Below are 17,533 nucleotides of genomic sequence, written 5' to 3' on the forward strand. Positions count from 1 at the left end.
ACTATAAATATAAAGATAAAACTTAAGGTAACAATCATTTTGACTGTTACCTTAAAATCTAATGGGCTGACTGAGTTTTGAACTTTGTGCTTAAAATTATCCAGAGAGGACCAGATATAAAAATTGATGAATAGGTTCCTGCCACTATACCTACTATCAGAGGAAGAGCAAAATCTTTGATTGCAGGGACACCCAATATATACAGTGCTACTATTGCTAGTAAAGTAGTAAGTGAAGTATTAATTGATCTTGTCAATGTCTGATTTATGCTGTCATCAACCAATTGAACTTTATCAATCTTCTTAACATTTCTCATATTTTCTCTTATCCTATCAAAAATTACAATTGAATTGTTTATGGAATAACCAACAATAGTCAAAATAGCTGCTATAAATGAACTATTTACAGGAATCTTCATTACTCCGTATAAAATTAACATAATAACAACATCATGTATTAATGCTATCACAGACGCCAAGCCGAATCTCCATTCAAATCTGAAGGTAATATAGATTAGCATACCTATATTTGCTAATACCAATGATAAAATAGCTTGTCTTTTCAGTTCATCCCCTATGGCAGGTCCAATTGATTCAAAGTTAATATTGCTGGTTGTTATATTGAATTCGGTAACGAAACTATCCAGTATCTCTTTACGGCTTGCATCATCTAACTCCATCTTGGTTCTAATAATAACATCTTCTTTTTCATTCCCGGCATATGTTATTACTGCTTCACTATCATATTTAGATATTATTTCTCTTACATTTGAAATATCAAAGTCTTTCCCTATATGAGCTTGTATTGTGGTTCCACCAGTAAAATCAATACCGAAGTTTAATCCACCATTTATGAAAGTGAAGATTAGGCCTGCTATGATTATCGCTAAAGATATAGAAAACCATATTCTCTTATACTGTACAACTTTAATATTTTTCATCACCTTCACCCTCCTATGCTCCATATAATTTCTTATTTGATAAAGCTTTTATGCCTGAAATACACTTCATAAGCTGTTTCGTCACTATTATTGCAGTAAACATACTAGCTAATATACCGATAGATAATGTCACTGCAAATCCCTTAATAGGACCTGAACCAAAATAAAATAGAACAACTGCTGCAATCAAGGTAGTTATATTGGAGTCAATTATTGTTAAGAAGGCTCTCCTGAAGCCTGAATCGATGGCTGCTCTCAAGCTTTTGCCTATCATTAGTTCTTCCTTTAATCTTTCAAATATAATGACATTGGCATCAACTGCCATACCTACTGAAAGAATGATACCTGCAATACCAGGAAGAGTAAGTGTTGCTTTTAATGCAGCTAAAGCAAACATCATTATACATATATATAATACAAGTGCAATATCGGCAATCAAACCAGGCAATCTGTAATATAAAATCATGAATAAAAATACAAGCAATATGCCTATTTTACCTGCAGACAAGCTTTGTTCAAAAGAGTTTGCTCCCAATTCAGGTCCTACACTTGTAACCTGAAGTGTATTAAGTTCTACCGGAAGAGCGCCTGCTCTTATAAGCATTGCTAAATCTGCTGCTTCTTCCATGGTCATTCTACCCGAAATCTGAGCCCTTCCATCAGTTATAGGCTCTCCCACTTGAGGAGCAGAAATTACATTCTCATCAAGATAGATAGCTATTATTTTACCTATATTATTTGAAGTTGCCAAAGCGAATTTTTTTGCACCCTCAGACGTCAATTCTAAGGATACTACAGGTTCTTGGATACCTGTGTCACTTTGAGCTCCATATACTGCCTTAGCATCTTTTATATCATTCCCTGTTATAACTGTATTACCTGCTTCATCAACAAATTTCAACTGAGCTGTTTTCCCTATCACTTCAAGAGCTCTTTGTGTATCTTGAATTTCAGGCAAACCAACTCTTATTCTCTTTGTACCCTGCCTAGTTATTACAGGCTCTGTTACTCCCAGGGAGTCAATACGCTCTCTTATAGTAGCAATAGCCCTTTCCATCTTTTCGTCTGTTATTGGGTCATTTGGATTATCTTGAGCTTCAAGCACAACTTCTGCGCCTCCCCTCAAATCTAATCCCAGCTTAATTAATTCCTTTGCAGGAACAATTTCGTACTTTCCGATATCAAGCCCATATACTGCGACATAGCTTAAAATACCGATTATAATGACTATTGCCAGAAATTTAGCAATACTTCTTGAATTCATCTGTACTCCCCCTTTTAAAAGTTCACAATCGTTATTATATTACTTTTGTCAAACAGAGTCAATGTAAAGACTAATGCTAAAACCTTATAATTATGATTGCCAATAAATTAAAGCAGTAATATGATTAATCATATTTACTGCTTACTAAGTATTAATATATTATAGGTTTTTTAAAGCAGAACTCTTTGCAATTCTTGTATTTAATAAGCTCTCACATTTTTGATTAGCAACAGTACAAGAGGTTTTACAAGCTGATTGGCATGAGTTTTGGCATTCACCGCAGCCACCGTTTAAAATCCTTTGTCCATAAGTTGTCTTATTGATAGTCTTTATGTACTTCATATTTGTGCCTCCTAATATTTTTTTCCCATAAATTATATCATAAGTATTAATATTATTAAAGTCCTTATGTAATATTTACACCTATCATTCCGCCAATTAAACCTACTAAAGAAGCCATCAGCATTCTAGCAATAAAGTACTTATCAAATGTAGGTACTTGACCCCATATCATACTTATTGGAATGATGACTAATACAAATACTATACCTACTATCATTCCATAGAGCCATCCTCTGCTCTTTATTTTTCTACTGCAGTATACTGCTGCTGCAACTATACTTACCATAGTAATTGCTTGTGTTATTATGGACATTGTACCATCAGATACCGAAGTTAATGACAATACTATAGCATATATTATTATGCAAACTAACGAGATAATTAATGCAAGAAATATTGATTTTGCTAATATTAAAATCTTACTTTCATCCTTTTTTTCATGTAGTTTGTTAGAACCCTTTTTGAAACTCCTCACGGTTGCACCCCCTAATAATATTTTATTCAGTAAACATTATTCTTTAATGGATGTTTTTATTCATAAAATAAAAAAGCTTCATTGAAATTACTTATTAACCAACAAAGCTTTTGACGCATATAAAAAAGCATTTAGCGGAAAGCCTGAACTAAAGAAATTTATACTTTCCTATTAATTATAAAAAAAGTAACTTGAAGCTTATCAAGTTACTTTCTTGCATTAAGACTCTAATTTTTTACCTATAGCCCATTTTGCAATCTTCAGTCTAGTCTTATCTGCTCCGACTTCTATGGTTAAAGTATCATCCTTAACATTAAGGACCTTACCATAAATGCCTCCAATAGTTAGTATTTCATCTCCCTCTTTAATATTTTTTCTCATCTCTTGTATCTGTTTATCCTTTTTCCTTTGGGGCCTGATGAGTAGAAGATAAAATACTCCTAAAATTGCAACATACATTAGAACTGTTGAAGCCCATGCTGGCATTATGCATCCCTCCTCCGTATTATTTTGTATATTCAATAAAAAAAGCAAAAATCCTTCTTTAATTATTATTTATTGTATCCATAGTTTTCAAAAAATTCTTCTCTATAGCTTAATAGCCTATCTTCTTTTATAGCAGTTCTCACATTTGTCATCAAGTTTTGTAAAAATCTAAGGTTATGTATAGTGGTGAGACGCCCTCCTAATATCTCTCCAGCCTTAATCAAATGTCTGATATAAGCTCTTGAGAAGTTTCTACATGTGTAACAATCACAGTTTTCATCTAATGGCATTGAATCCCTAGCGTATTCAGCATTTCTTACAACCAGTTTACCTTTAGAAGTCATAACAGTTCCATTTCTGGCAATTCTTGTGGGTAGGACACAATCAAACATATCTATACCTCTAATAACTCCATCAATCAGCGAATCGGGGCTGCCTACTCCCATGAGATATCTAGGTTTATCTTTTGGAAGCAGAGGAACAGTATACTCTAACACCTCATTCATTACTTCCTTAGGTTCTCCTACACTCAATCCGCCAACAGCATATCCCGGAAGATCCACATCCACAGTCATCTTAGCGCTTTCAATTCTTAAATCTTTATATGTTCCACCTTGCACAATTCCAAATAATGCTTGTTTATCTGTCTTTGTGTGAGCTTTTTTGCATCTTTTAAGCCATCTTATTGTTCTTTCTATAGATTTTCTTGCGTAGTCTTTTTCACAGGGATATGGTATACATTCATCAAATGCCATCATAATATCTGCACCTAAAGACTCTTCTATTTCCATAACAAATTCTGGAGTGAAGAAATGCTTTGAACCATCTAAATGGGATTTAAATTCTACTCCTTCTTCACTTATTTTTCTCAATTCATTTAAACTGAAAACTTGAAAACCACCACTATCGGTAAGTATAGGTCTATCCCAGTTCATAAAACCATGAAGACCTCCAAAGTCCTCTATTAGTTTGTGACCTGGGCGAATATAAAGATGATATGTATTACCAAGAATTATTTGAGCACCAATATCTTTCAATTCGTCAGGGCTCATGGCTTTTACAGTTGCTTGAGTACCAACAGGCATAAATGCTGGAGTGTCAATTATTCCATGAGGAGTATGTACTCTGCCAAGCCTGGCTCTTGTATTTTTACACTCTTTTATTAGTTCATATTTTACTGCCAAAAATTTTCCCTCGCTATTCATCCAAATTATCTATTACAACCTTTTCTATTAACCCGTCTTTCATAGAAATGACCTTTAGCTTTGCATTGCCTACCCTATAATCAATCCCCTCATAAACAGGTCTATTTGTGTTTTCTGCCATTTTGGTTATAACTCCACCAATAGTATTACCTAAATGTTCCGGTATATTTAAACCTGTAATAATATTTGCATCAGTTACCGGAGTAGCAGCAGAAAATACATTTCCATGACCTTCTAATTTTATTTCTTTTGTAAAAAGGTATTTTCTTATGGCAAATATCATTGCTATTGCTACAATACCTATTGCTATATCTAATGTAGTGTCGCTGTATATAAGCAGTTTTCTGGCAATAGCATAGAGCATAACCTCAAGAACACTTGAAGTAGAATGAGATAAAAGCATTATTACTAGCTCTACACCAACAACGAGAAGTAATACATGGCCTAAGAATTTCTGGAAAATCATGTATGTCTCAATTGCATTGGTCTTAAATATTAATCCTAAGTATCTTGCTAAATCTACCATACCTACTATTGTAGCTACAATAATAAATAATGCTAGTATTATCTCTAGATAGTAAGTATATTTGATAAGTTTATGTTTCCAATACCCAAGGTTTTTTTTCATATAACATACCCCCCTAAAAAATCAAATAATAAACATGGCATCACCGAAACTGAAAAACCTGTACTCTTCTCTTATTGCTTCCTCATAAGCTTTCATAATATATCCTTTACCTGCCAGCGCACTAACAAGCATCATAAGAGTAGATTCTGGCAAATGAAAGTTGGTTATTAAACCATCTGAACATTTAAATTTATAACCGGGATAAATAAATATATCCGTCCATCCTTTTTTTGCACATATCATACCAGAGTCATCAGCAACAGATTCTATTGTTCTGGTTGATGTTGTACCAACACATATTACTCTATTTCCGTTATTCTTCGTACTATTAATCAAATCTGCACTTTCTTGTGTAATCTCAAAATACTCGGAATGCATTCTGTGCTCTTCAATATTATCTACTTTAACTGGTCTAAATGTTCCCAAGCCTACATGAAGAGTTATATATGCAAGTTTAATACCTTTCTTCTCTATTTCATTTAAAAGACTTTCTGTAAAATGCAATCCTGCAGTAGGTGCAGCTGCAGAACCCTCGTACTTTGAATAAACAGTCTGATATCTTTCCTTATCCTTAAGTTCTTTCTTTATATATGGGGGTAAAGGCATATTACCTAATCTATCTAAGATATTTTCAAAAACTCCTTCATAGATGAACTCAACTATTCTATTTCCTCCCTCTACTATATCAACCACTTGAGCAGTCAACTGGCCATCTCCAAATATAATTCTGGAACCTGGTTTTGCTTTTTTCCCAGGTCTGACCATTACCTCCCACCTATCCTTTGATTTTCTTGTTAACAGCAAAAACTCTATACTGCTTTTTGTTCCTTCTTTAGTACCAAATAATCTAGCCGGTATTACTCTTGTATTGTTTAATACAAGGCAATCTCCAGGGTTCAGATAGTCAATGATGTCTTTAAATATCTTATGCTCGATATTACCATTCTCTCTATGTAAGACCATTAATCGAGACATATCTCTTGGGTAAATTGGTTCTTGAGCAATTAGATATTCTGGTAGCTCATAATAAAAGTCTGATGTATTCATAAATCTCTCCCTATTTTACCTTTGTTCCTGTGTAGTAGTATTCTAATATTTCCACATAATTATATCCGCTTTCAGCCATTCCTTTTGCCCCATACTGACTCATACCCAAACCATGTCCCCAACCCTTGCCATCGAAAATGTAATTATTAGGGGTTATGTTATAGTTTTCAACATTAAATAATCCTTTTACACTGATTTTTTCGCTAGATGGTTTTACTGTTCGCTGACCTGTAGCCGATACGATATTTAATCCTATTGGTCTTTTTGCTTTGATGGAATCAGTATCCATATCGTAAATATTAATATCAGAGTCAGTTTTGATGTCATACCAAATGCTTTTAAGACTAGAAGTGCCAAATAAATATCTAACTTTTTCTTTTTCTAGTACTATTTTACTTTTAGTACCACTAAACTCAACTTTTAACGCTCTTCCAAACTCACTAGTCTCGATAATGTTTATATCGGTTATATCACCTATATTCATATTATTTTCTTCCAGTTTATTTTTTATTTCACCCTTGTCTAACTCAAGTATCCAGCTATCATTTGGACTTCCATAGGAGAAAGGATCATCTACACCTCTTATATATGGTATCTCATCACTCCAAACATTTTCAGAATTTTCAGTATGTCCTCCGCTGCTTGAGTGATAAAAGGTTGTTGCAAGCTTATCCTCATAATATAGTAATTCATTGTTAGTTTCCTTAACTGCTTGGTTTGTCCGTTCATGTTCTTTAACAAAACCTTTATATGCTTGACAGTGGGTGGTACTGCAAAGATCAAATCCTTTATCATTATGCTTACCCATATTAATAACCGCATAATTCCTAGCAGCAACAGCCTGGGCTTTTAGAGCTTCCATGTGCCATGTAGGAGTTACTTCACTACCCACTACACTGTACAAATACTCATCTACTTTAACATCGTTAATAACAGAGAGACTACCATCCTCCTGAGTCCTAATACATATACTGCCCCGATATTCTGTATTGTTAAACTCCAGCAGATTTTGAACATCACTTTGTTCTACTGGACTCATTTTTATTTCTTGATTCTTGTATATCATAAACACACTATTATTGTTGTCATCTATTATTTGTACTCTTTTGGGATCCGGTTCAATCAATTTATATTTATAAGAATTATTCTTACTTTGATAAGCATTTATATTTTCCTTGCACTCTTTCTCATCTAAGAATAAACCAGCCCAAACCTTCCATTCTCCATCATAGACCAAAAATGATTCAGGCATGCTTGATTTTATATCGTTTAACAGTTTTTTTGCTGATTCATAATCGGGATAATTATCCCCTATCTGTATATGATAAGGGCCAAGTAATTTCCCTTCATATTTAACAGCTTTAATATATTGAATCTTTTTTATTTCGTTTTTTATGATATTATAATATTCATCTGTCCTGAAAGACAGCTTGATAGGTTTTGAGATTGTCAAAGAAACTGGATTCTCTTCACCACTTAAAAAAGTAATCAAAATTGGAGAAGAGGAATTAATATTTATTGTATCAGATACTGAGTTATAGTTTAGTCCAACTCTTATCCTTTCAGGAATTTCAGTGGTAGCATGGACAGAGATTGGAAATAATAGTGCAATAATCATTAAAATGATGATGAATAATTTCTTATTATGTTTGTTCATGCTATGTACCTCTTCCTTAGTTTTTTCATACTCATTATTCTACATTAGCCGGATATATCCTTCAAATATTTTAATAACTCTTAAATTTTTTTGCTCTTTTCAAGAGTGGTGTTTTAGCTATACTAGTTAATATTAGTCAACTAGCATAGCTAATTAGTATTTACCTGCTTATATTAAAATGCCTATAGACAAGATCCGTTACCATCCTTCCTCTGGGTGTCCTATTAAGAAAACCTATCTGTAGTAGATATGGTTCATATACATCTTCAATTGTATTTGATTCTTCACCGATTGAAGCTGCCAAGGTATCCAGCCCTACAGGTCCGCCTCCAAATTTGTGAATAATTGTCATCAGCATCTTCGCATCTATGCTGTCCAAACCAATATGATCTATTTCTAAAAGTTTTAGGGCTTCGTCTGCCACTTCTCTACTAATAATTCCATCAGCCCTAACTTGAGCATAATCTCTAACTCTTTTTAATAATCTATTTGCTATCCTTGGTGTACCTCTTGATCTTTTCGCAATCTCTTCAGCTCCGTCTTTTTCGATCTCTATCTTAAGAAGTTTAGCAGATCTTACTACAATTTGATAAAGTTCTTCATTGCTGTAATAATCAAGCCTGCATATTACACCAAATCTATCTCTAAGAGGTGAAGTAAGCATTCCGGCTCTAGTTGTAGCGCCTATCATTGTAAAACTTGGTATATCAAGCCTTATGGATCTTGCGCTAGGCCCTTTGCCGATAATTATATCAATGGCGTAGTCCTCCATAGCAGGATACAATATTTCTTCCACACTTCTGTTTAGCCTATGAATTTCGTCGATAAAAAGCACATCATTATTGTTAAGATTAGTTAATATGGCTGCTAAATCTCCTGGCTTTTCTATAGCTGGACCTGAGGTAACTCTTATACTAGAACCTAGTTCATTTGCAATAATATTTGCGAGTGTGGTCTTTCCTAAACCAGGAGGTCCATAAAGCAAAACATGGTCTAAGGCTTCATTTCTCTTTTTTGCCGCTTCAATAAAAATACTCATCTTTTCTTTGGCAGCTGTTTGGCCTATATATTCATCAAGATATTTAGGTCTCAAATTTATTTCATTTTCATTATCTTCATTTAAAATATTGGCCGTTATTATTCTTTCTTCCATTTTTACCCCCTACTAAATTCGTGAAAGTTGTTTTAGTGCTTCTTTAATAAGATTATCTAATGATTTTTCCTTGTCTTTTACTTTTGAAAATGCTGAAGCAGCTTCACTATAACTGTAGCCTAAAGACATCAAAGCATCTATAACCTCCGGCATATTGTTTCCATTAACCTCATCTATATCTATGATAATGTCAGAAGAAATGCTTGTTTTATCCTTTAGTTCAAGCATAATTCTCTCTGCAGTCTTTTTTCCTATGCCTGGGGCTTGGGTCAAAGCTTTAGCATTTTTTGTCTGAATAGCTATTATTAAATCCTTTGGTTTAAGATAGGATAATAATGATAATGCGGCTTTAGGTCCTACACCTGTTACAGACAATAGAAGTTTAAATATTTCTAATTCATTTTTGCTTGAAAATCCATATAATACGAGATCATTCTCTTTTACATGCAGATGTGTAAATATTTTTTCTTTGTTATTTTCTTTAATATTTGAAATTGTGTTTGAGGAAGTGAATACTCTGTAACCTATTCCTCCGATATCAATAACTATATAATCTTCACCTGACTCAACAACAATGCCATTTAAATAATCAAACATTTCAATGCTCCTTTATAACTTAAATAGATTTGAGTATTTTGAAGAATTTCCATGGCATATAGCCACTGCTAATGCATCAGCTACATCATCCGGCTTTGGGATTTCATCTAGTCTCAATAATACTTTAACCATTAGCTGCATCTGCTTCTTTTCTGCTCTTCCATAACCGACAATTGCTTGTTTTACTTGAAGCGGTGTATATTCAAAAATAGGCACATTATGATTGGAAGCAGCCAGTATAGCAACTCCTCTTGCATGACCAACAGTTAATGCTGTTTTGATATTTTTATTAAAGAACAATTCCTCAATGGCATAAGCATCAGGATTATATTTGCTTAGTAATACATTTAATTCTTCGTAGATATAACTTAGCCTTTCAGGCATAGACATAGTAGATTCTGTTGTAATAGCTCCACTAGTAATAATGTTAAATTTGTTTCCATCCATCTTGAGCAATCCATAACCTAAAATTGCAATTCCCGGATCTACCCCCATAATTATCAAGCTAACACATCCAATCCAAACATATATTCGTTATGAATACTATAACCTTTTTGGCAAAAAAAATAAAGCAGCAATTAGCTGCATTTATGTATGAGGCTTAAGTTATAAAAAATATCTTAATTAATTACTGAACCCTTCTAATTTTTGTTCTAGATCATCTTCTGTATCTGCAACAATACCGCTATCTAGTATTGCTTGATCTTCAGGAGTTAATGTATCAATACTTATATCTGTTCTCTCTTTCAATATTCTTTCCCCATCTTCATTATATACGTATATGGCAATATAGGGGCCATCCAGACCAATAATGAAATGTTGAGGGCAATAAGTATCTATATCTCTTTTAAGGGTGATAGTGTTATAATTTATCTCAATTAAATCCCATCCTGTATTTTTCTCCATAAACTCCTCTTCATTAAGACCTATAAATACAGATGGCAAATCTATTTCTCTCTCTATTCTATGTCCGCATATAGTAAATAAAGTAATATATTTTACCTTATAATTCTCATTTAGTATAAAGTCGTCTTCCCCAGCAGTCTTGTCTTCATTTTCTTCACTACTAGCTTCTACTTCTTTAATCTCCTTAAGACTATCTGGAATTTTTAAGTTATCATTGATTTTACTAAAGCTGTTTGTTTCATCTTCAATACCCATACTGATGTAGTAGCTAACTGAAAAAGCAACAATAAGCATTAACCCTATTATAAGGATAGCAATTTTTCTTTTTCCTCTCCTTCGATCTTCAAACATAGGATTTCCCTCCATACTCTTATGGAGGTTATTATTGCCATAATTTTATTTTTTATACACTTCAGAATTATTTTTCTATTCTTCCTCAGGCAGCTCAGCATTGTGATAAACATCCTGGACATCGTCATTGTCATCGAACATATCCAACATTTTATTTATCTTCTTAATATCTTCTTCATTAGTAACTGATACAGTATTTTTCGGTATCATGGTAACTTCAGCAGAAGCCATTGAGACACCTTGCTTTTCTAAGAATAATCTTACATCTGAGAAATCAGCAGGATCTGTAATAATTTCATATGAATCCTCTTCTACTGAAAAATCTTCTGCTCCTGCTTCCAAAGCTTTCATCATAAGATCTTCTTCATCTATATCATCTGTTTTTTCAACAATTATAAGGCCTTTTTTATCAAACATCCAGCTTACAGCTCCTGTAACACCCATGCTGCCACCGTTTTTGTCGAATATATGCCTTACCTCACTGGCAGTTCTGTTTCTGTTATCTGTAAGTGTGTTTACTATTACTGCAACTCCACCGGTAGCATATCCCTCATAAGTTATTTCTTCATAATCCACATTGCTTAATTCGCCAGCAGCTCTTTTAATAGCTCTATTTATCGTATCATTGGGCATATTATGGCTTTTTGCTTTTGCAATAGCATCTCTGAGCTTTCCGTTTGTCTCAGGATCAGCTCCTGCCTTTGCTGCTATTGATATTTCTTTACCTAGTTTTGTAAATATCTTCCCTCTTGCAGCGTCCGCTTTGCCTTTTTTGTGTTTGATATTTGCCCATTTTGAATGTCCTGCCATTAAAATCCTCCTCCTGTTATTTATTTTCTAATATACCTCTTCGCTACATTTCTTTTATGCTCACTGAATTTATTCATAGCATCCACCTTATTTTTTATATAATCATCTGCTTTACCATATAATAAATATTCATCTAATTCTCTATAAGTCATTTTCATCTCATCTTCGTCGGTTTGATTCTCCCATAAGCCAGCTGTAGGAGCTTTATTGATAATTTCATCAGGTATTTTTAGATATTTTGCCATCTCATAGACTTCTGCTTTTACAAAATCTGAAATAGGCAAAATATCGGACCCGCTATCTCCGTATTTTGTAAAATATCCTATTGTATACTCACTTCTATTGCTGGTACCTGCAACCAGATAATTATGTTTACCTGCATAGTAATATAACGTTACCATTCTTAATCTTGATTTCATATTCCCTAATAAAAGCTTTGAATCAGTATCCAAAGATCCAACAGATTTTCTAAGTGTATCAAATACAGGATCTAGTACAACTCGCTCTACTTTCAAATTAAGCTTGTCTGAAACTAATCTAGCATCCTGCTCATCTTTTGGATTGCTATGACAAGGCATGATCAAGCATAATGTATCATCTGGAAAAGCTCTCTTGCACAAAGCAGCAACCACTGCTGAATCTATTCCTCCTGAAAGACCCAATACTACACCATTGGCTTTTGCAGCAGATACAGTTTCTTTAATCCACGAGCACACTTCTTCGCACTGTTTCTCTATATACTTCACATATATCCCTCCATGTAAAAAGCATACCACTTTTATGATATCATTGTAAATTGTTAATGTAAATCAATTATCATGTATATTGTTACCTTTATATCAAAACATATATAAAGCACTAAAAATTCAGGAGGCATGACTATGAAACCGCAAAATAAAATCAGCCTATGGATAATAGGATTTCTGGCAGGGATATTCAATGGTCTATGTGGCTCGGGAGGAGGAACTATATTAGTTCCTTCACTGGTTTTCCTCACCAATGTAATAGATCATCATGCCCATGCCACTGCTATTGCAGTAATACTACCTCTAACAATAATAAGCTCTTTAATATATGCAAAATCAGGGATTATTAACATAAACATTACAATAAAGGTGACAATAGGTACAATTATAGGAGCATATATTGGTTCTAAAATGTTGAATAAACTTCCAATAAACATATTAAGAAAATTATTCGGTATTTTCATGATTATAGCCGCAATCAGGATGGTGATATAATGATCGAAATATTAACTGGAATAGCAGCAGGAATAATTGGAGGCATGGGAATTGGTGGCGGTACTATTCTTATTCCAGCTCTTGTGTTTTTTCTTAGAGTAACACAGCAAATCGCTCAGAGCATAAATCTTATATCTTTTATTCCTGCAGCTTCATTAGCTGTATATGTCCATAATAAAAATGGAAATATTGAAAAAAATATACTGATTCCATTAATCATATCCGGTGTGATAGGTGCAATAGTTGGTTCAATGGCTGCTGTAAAACTAGATCCCTCTGTATTAAAAAAAATTTTTTCTGGGTTTTTATTTATTATGGGTATTTATGAAATATTTTCAAAAAAAGCTGCAAAAAGACCCTAATCATATCAATATTATTCCTGCTGTAAAATATGATATTTCGCCTTATTCACCACAATTGAATCAAATTCACCCTTAATGTATACACCTGTTTCTCTATATTCCTCTTCCAATACCTTACCATTTTCATGAAGATATGCTAACAAAGAGCCTTCAGCATATGGAATCAGCAACTCATAAACTCTTTTATTTATATTGACATAATATTCAATTTTCTCTAATAGCATATCTAAATTAAGATTATTTTTAGCTGATATAAACACTAGATCCGGGGAAGTTCTTAGTTCTGGGCTATATATGCTTCCTACAGGCATACTCCTATCAATCTTATTGACCGCTAGAATAGTAGGTTTACCATCAGCCCCTAAATCACTCAAAACTTTATTTACTACATCTATTTGTTCTTCATAATTCGGATTGCTGCCATCTACTACATGGATAAGCAAATCTGCATATGTTACTTCTTCTAAAGTTGATTTGAATGCAACTACCAGGTCATGGGGAAGCTTGTTTATAAAACCAACGGTATCGCTTATTACTATTTCTTGCCCACTTTTCAGAGTTACCTTTCTAACTGTAGGATCTAAAGTTGCAAATAATTTATCCTCCACATAAACCTGGGAATCGGATAGTGCATTTAACAATGTTGATTTGCCAGCATTAGTATAACCAACCAAACAAACTTGAAATGTATTATGGGATCTATTTAATCTTATCAAATCTCTATGCTTCTTAATTTCCTCTACATCCTTTTCAAGCTCTCTTACCCTTTCTCTAATTCTTCTTCTGTCAATCTCAAGTTTCTTTTCTCCTGGACCTCTAGTCCCAATTCCTCCACCTGTCCTTGACATCTCTACCCCAAATCCTATTAATCTAGGCATAAGGTATTTAAGCTGAGCTAGCTCAACCTGAAGTTTACCTTCTTTTGATGATGCCCTTTTTGCGAATATATCCAGTATTAATTGAGTCCTATCAATAACTCTTACCCCTATTTCCCTTTCTAAATTTCTAATTTGAGCACCGGATAATTCTTCATCAAATACTACTAGATTTGCCTCTTTTTTTTGAACCTCCATTTTTAGCTCTCTTAGCTTTCCCTTTCCAATTAAATATGCATTATCAATACTTGGTCTGCTTTGTGCAATTCGCCCAACTTCAATTCCACCAGCAGTATTTAACAGCTCACTTAATTCATCCAATTCATCTATTCTGCTTATTCCTACTAAAATGGCTCTTTCATTATCCTGTGACAAATTATATGTTGCATCTCTATTATCTTTAAAATCTTCTTCAATATTATTAATCAAGTCCTGTGCATTAATGTTCAAGAAGTCCTCTATTGAATATGGCCCTTTACTTATTATTGAATAATTGGAGTTTTTTGATGCTAAGTAAGCAAAATGCGCATCATTAGGAATACCATGTTTTACTCCAATTCCAACTATAAGATCAAGCTTCAGAGCTTTTAATGCTGAAGTATCCATATCAGATAGCATACCAATACCATTAGGATGAGTATGTATGCATCTTATTCCGCTTAAACTATCCTCTGATCTCCTCTCTGTATACTGACTTAATTCTGCAGTACTATAGTCTCCAATTACTGTATCTATTATTTCTCCTTTTCTATTGATAAATAGGGCAACCTCTCTATTTGTTTCTCCAGTTATATAGCATATAGTGTTCAATACTTCGCTTGATACTATTAAAGTATTATCTATAATCTCTCCTTTTAAAGAATCTAATCGTTTAATAATTGTTTTTTTTACGCCATATTCAGCCAATATTTTCTCCACCTTTGCTATCTACTACATAAATAATGTATTTATGCATCTAATAATCCAAATATTATTTAATACAGACATCTTTGTCAAGTACATGTGTATTAATCAAAGTATAAAAAGCTTTCAGTCTGTCTATCATTTGAAAGAGGCATCTTTTGATAAAGATTCAACATCCACTAAATGTTAGATCGAGTCAATATTTGGCTTAACCGACCATTGACACTAAGTGGATTGCACCATAGTCGCAAGAGAGTGTGAGTAAATTTTAAAGGAGTGTCAAAATGAAATATTTATCTCAAATTAGCAAAGTATTCAGTTATACTAGATTATTAACAACTTTATTTATTATAATTATTACTTTTTTTATATTTTCATCTGTTTATACGGTAAAGGACGGTGAAGTCGGTGTGCTTAGAACCTTTGGTAAGGTTACTGACTTTACCAATCCTGGACTGCACCTTAAATTTCCATATCCCATACAAGAGGTAGATGTACTCAGTATTAACAGGACAAATATTATTGAAATAGGTTTTAATAAATTCGATAACTCAGCCAATAAATCTCAAAACTTCGAATCCATTTCAATAACAGCTGATAATAGCATTGTGTCTACAGATTTGGTTGTAGAATGGCGGATAGTTGACCCATATTCTTATCTATTCAAAGCAAAAAATCCAGAACACATTCTTAAAAACTTAATAATCTCATCTTTAAAATCTACAATTGGAAGATTAACTATAGACTCTATATTAACAGATGGAAAATTAGCAGCGCAAAATTCAATAAAAAAAGAGGTTGAAGAAGAACTTAAGGATTATGACTTGGGAATTGAGGTGCTGCATGTAAAAATCGTTGACGCACAACCTCCTGAAGATATTAAGTCTTCATTTGAAGCTGTAGAAGGAGCAATAGAACAAAAGAATATACTTATTAATAAAGCAGAAGAATATAAAGCCCAAAAAATAAATGCCGCAGAAGGAGAAGCAAATAAAATTATAAAAGAAGCAGAAGCTTATTATGAAGAAAGAATAAATAAGGCAAAATCCGAAACGGATATTTTTAATTCAATCTATAAAGAATACAAAATGAGTAAAGAGGTAACAAAATCGCGAATGCTTATAGAGACACTGGAAGAAGTCCTTCCAGGAGCTAATATTTATATTATGGATACTAAAGAAGGAACATTAAATTACTTTACTTTACCAAAAGAAAAAGGTGGAAATCAATGAATCAATTTAACAATATTAATTTAAAAAATAAGGAAATAAAGATATTTATGTTGATTAAAAAAATTGCTCTGTTAATTGTCACAGTGATAATTGGGTTGACAATAGTATTAAATGTTCATACTATTCAAGAGGATGAGATAGTATTTGTAAGAACTTTCGGGAAAATAATTAGAGTAATTGATAAACCTGGCTTATATTTTAAAATACCAATAATAAATACTACATCCACTATTTCAAAAAAAATACTTTACTATGAATCTCAACCTTCAAAAATACTCACTAAAGATAATAAAAACATATTTGTTGAAGTATTTATTCTATGGAGAATAAAAGAACCGAAATTATTTATTGATACTCTCCAGTCTATTTCAAACACTGAAATAAGAATTGATAATTCTGTTAATTCGTTGCTGAAATTAAAGCTTATAACTGAGGATTATAATAATATTATTAATAATAATGATAGTTTAATTAAGGATATTGCTGATTATGTCAGAGACGAATTAAAGTTATATGGAATTGATATAATAGAAATTAAATTAAAAAACTTATATCTTTCTGAAGAAAGCAAAGATTCAATTTATGCAAGAATAAGATCTGAAAGAGAAAAGATTTCAGCTCAGTATTTGAGCATAGGGGAAAAAGAAGCTTCCAGAATCAGATCTGAAGCTGATAAAGAAGTAAAAATAATTCTTTCAAAAGCACAAACGGAAGCTGAGAAGTTAAAAGGAGCGGCAGATGCTGAAGCAGCACAAATATACGCTAACAGCTATAATAAAGACCCTGAGTTCTATAGATTTATGCGAACACTTGAATCATATAAGAAAACTCTAATAAATAATCCTACAATTATAATACCTATAGATTCACCCTTCGCAAAGTATCTAATTGGAAAGTAATTGGTTGGTGCGCTGCCTAGTGTATTCCTTTTGGGTATTTTTGAAACCACTAAAAGACATTAAAGCGCCCATATGAGATATGTGCTTTAGATATAAGAGCTCGCTTTGATAACCTAAAGGTCACAGGTAGTTCTATAGCTTGATCTCACAAAATATCTTC

At 33.0% G+C, this 17,533-nt stretch carries 19 protein-coding genes and 1 pseudogene; 4 read left to right on the forward strand and 16 right to left on the reverse strand.

The genetic code is table 11. The features are described 5' to 3' along the window. Positions 1–58: 58 nt before the first annotated feature. The 15 genes and pseudogenes from secF to nadE form a co-directional block, all read right to left on the reverse strand. The gene (secF, locus tag ACESM9_RS04615) at positions 59–940 is read right to left on the reverse strand and encodes a protein translocase subunit SecF (protein WP_372995763.1); all 882 of its coding nucleotides are present in this window, start codon (positions 938–940) and stop codon (positions 59–61) included. A 13-nt stretch (positions 941–953) separates the two neighbouring features. Further along, the gene (gene secD / locus ACESM9_RS04620) at positions 954–2,204 is read right to left on the reverse strand and encodes a protein translocase subunit SecD (RefSeq protein ID WP_372995765.1); all 1,251 of its coding nucleotides are present in this window, start codon (positions 2,202–2,204) and stop codon (positions 954–956) included. Between the two features lie 207 nt (positions 2,205–2,411). Then, a pseudogene (gene scfA, locus ACESM9_RS04625) lies at positions 2,412–2,546 on the reverse strand (six-cysteine ranthipeptide SCIFF); the annotation flags it as partial. A 64-nt stretch (positions 2,547–2,610) separates the two neighbouring features. Beyond that, entirely contained in the window at positions 2,611–3,021 is a 411-nt protein-coding gene (locus ACESM9_RS04630; protein ID WP_372995767.1) for a TIGR04086 family membrane protein, read from the reverse strand. Positions 3,022–3,240: 219 nt separating this feature from the next. After that, on the reverse strand, positions 3,241–3,507 hold the full coding sequence (gene yajC / locus ACESM9_RS04635) for a preprotein translocase subunit YajC (RefSeq protein WP_372995769.1): 267 nt from the start codon (positions 3,505–3,507) through the stop codon (positions 3,241–3,243). A gap of 65 nt (positions 3,508–3,572) precedes the next feature. Then, positions 3,573–4,691, reverse strand: coding sequence for a tRNA guanosine(34) transglycosylase Tgt (tgt, locus tag ACESM9_RS04640; RefSeq protein WP_372995771.1), 1,119 nt, complete (start codon positions 4,689–4,691; stop codon positions 3,573–3,575). 13 nt (positions 4,692–4,704) lie between these two features. After that, positions 4,705–5,340 (reverse strand): hypothetical protein, encoded by a 636-nt coding sequence (locus ACESM9_RS04645; protein WP_372995773.1) that lies wholly within the window; start codon positions 5,338–5,340, stop codon positions 4,705–4,707. Between the two features lie 21 nt (positions 5,341–5,361). Continuing rightward, positions 5,362–6,387 carry a tRNA preQ1(34) S-adenosylmethionine ribosyltransferase-isomerase QueA gene (queA, locus tag ACESM9_RS04650; protein WP_372995775.1) on the reverse strand — a complete coding sequence of 342 codons (1,026 nt, stop codon included), beginning with the start codon at positions 6,385–6,387 and terminating at the stop codon, positions 5,362–5,364. A 10-nt stretch (positions 6,388–6,397) separates the two neighbouring features. Beyond that, positions 6,398–8,044 carry a SpoIID/LytB domain-containing protein gene (locus ACESM9_RS04655; RefSeq protein ID WP_372995777.1) on the reverse strand — a complete coding sequence of 549 codons (1,647 nt, stop codon included), beginning with the start codon at positions 8,042–8,044 and terminating at the stop codon, positions 6,398–6,400. 160 nt (positions 8,045–8,204) lie between these two features. Then, positions 8,205–9,197, reverse strand: coding sequence for a Holliday junction branch migration DNA helicase RuvB (gene ruvB / locus ACESM9_RS04660; protein ID WP_372995779.1), 993 nt, complete (start codon positions 9,195–9,197; stop codon positions 8,205–8,207). 12 nt (positions 9,198–9,209) lie between these two features. Further along, the gene (gene ruvA / locus ACESM9_RS04665) at positions 9,210–9,794 is read right to left on the reverse strand and encodes a Holliday junction branch migration protein RuvA (RefSeq protein WP_372995781.1); all 585 of its coding nucleotides are present in this window, start codon (positions 9,792–9,794) and stop codon (positions 9,210–9,212) included. A gap of 12 nt (positions 9,795–9,806) precedes the next feature. Further along, positions 9,807–10,298, reverse strand: a complete 492-nt coding sequence (gene ruvC, locus ACESM9_RS04670) for a crossover junction endodeoxyribonuclease RuvC (RefSeq protein ID WP_372995783.1) — start codon at positions 10,296–10,298, stop codon at positions 9,807–9,809. Between the two features lie 120 nt (positions 10,299–10,418). Continuing rightward, complete coding sequence (locus ACESM9_RS04675; RefSeq protein WP_372995785.1) at positions 10,419–11,051, reverse strand: BofC C-terminal domain-containing protein; 633 nt, start codon at positions 11,049–11,051, stop codon at positions 10,419–10,421. A 75-nt stretch (positions 11,052–11,126) separates the two neighbouring features. After that, positions 11,127–11,861, reverse strand: coding sequence for a YebC/PmpR family DNA-binding transcriptional regulator (locus ACESM9_RS04680; protein ID WP_372995787.1), 735 nt, complete (start codon positions 11,859–11,861; stop codon positions 11,127–11,129). Positions 11,862–11,881: 20 nt separating this feature from the next. After that, positions 11,882–12,607, reverse strand: a complete 726-nt coding sequence (gene nadE, locus ACESM9_RS04685) for an NAD(+) synthase (RefSeq protein WP_372995789.1) — start codon at positions 12,605–12,607, stop codon at positions 11,882–11,884. Positions 12,608–12,742: 135 nt separating this feature from the next. Between nadE and ACESM9_RS04690 the strand changes: the two genes are divergently transcribed. Together ACESM9_RS04690 and ACESM9_RS04695 are read left to right on the forward strand one after the other, a co-directional pair. Next, the gene (locus ACESM9_RS04690) at positions 12,743–13,102 is read left to right on the forward strand and encodes a sulfite exporter TauE/SafE family protein (protein ID WP_372995791.1); all 360 of its coding nucleotides are present in this window, start codon (positions 12,743–12,745) and stop codon (positions 13,100–13,102) included. Continuing rightward, positions 13,102–13,464 (forward strand): sulfite exporter TauE/SafE family protein, encoded by a 363-nt coding sequence (locus tag ACESM9_RS04695; RefSeq protein WP_372995794.1) that lies wholly within the window; start codon positions 13,102–13,104, stop codon positions 13,462–13,464. Before ACESM9_RS04690 ends, ACESM9_RS04695 begins: the two co-directional genes overlap by 1 nt. A gap of 11 nt (positions 13,465–13,475) precedes the next feature. On the opposite strand, the gene hflX is transcribed toward ACESM9_RS04695, so the two are convergent. Further along, positions 13,476–15,245 carry a GTPase HflX gene (gene hflX, locus ACESM9_RS04700; protein ID WP_372995796.1) on the reverse strand — a complete coding sequence of 590 codons (1,770 nt, stop codon included), beginning with the start codon at positions 15,243–15,245 and terminating at the stop codon, positions 13,476–13,478. Between the two features lie 281 nt (positions 15,246–15,526). Between hflX and hflK the strand changes: the two genes are divergently transcribed. Then, a complete protein-coding gene (hflK, locus tag ACESM9_RS04705; protein WP_372995798.1) occupies positions 15,527–16,474 on the forward strand; it encodes an FtsH protease activity modulator HflK in 948 nt (315 codons plus the stop codon). Continuing rightward, on the forward strand, positions 16,471–17,373 hold the full coding sequence (hflC, locus tag ACESM9_RS04710) for a protease modulator HflC (RefSeq protein WP_372995800.1): 903 nt from the start codon (positions 16,471–16,473) through the stop codon (positions 17,371–17,373). The genes hflK and hflC overlap by 4 nt, the downstream gene beginning before the upstream one ends. Positions 17,374–17,533: the final 160 nt, after the last annotated feature.

Source organism: Lutispora sp., from assembly GCF_041687175.1.
In the GTDB taxonomy this organism is placed as follows: Bacteria; Bacillota; Clostridia; order Lutisporales; family Lutisporaceae; genus Lutispora.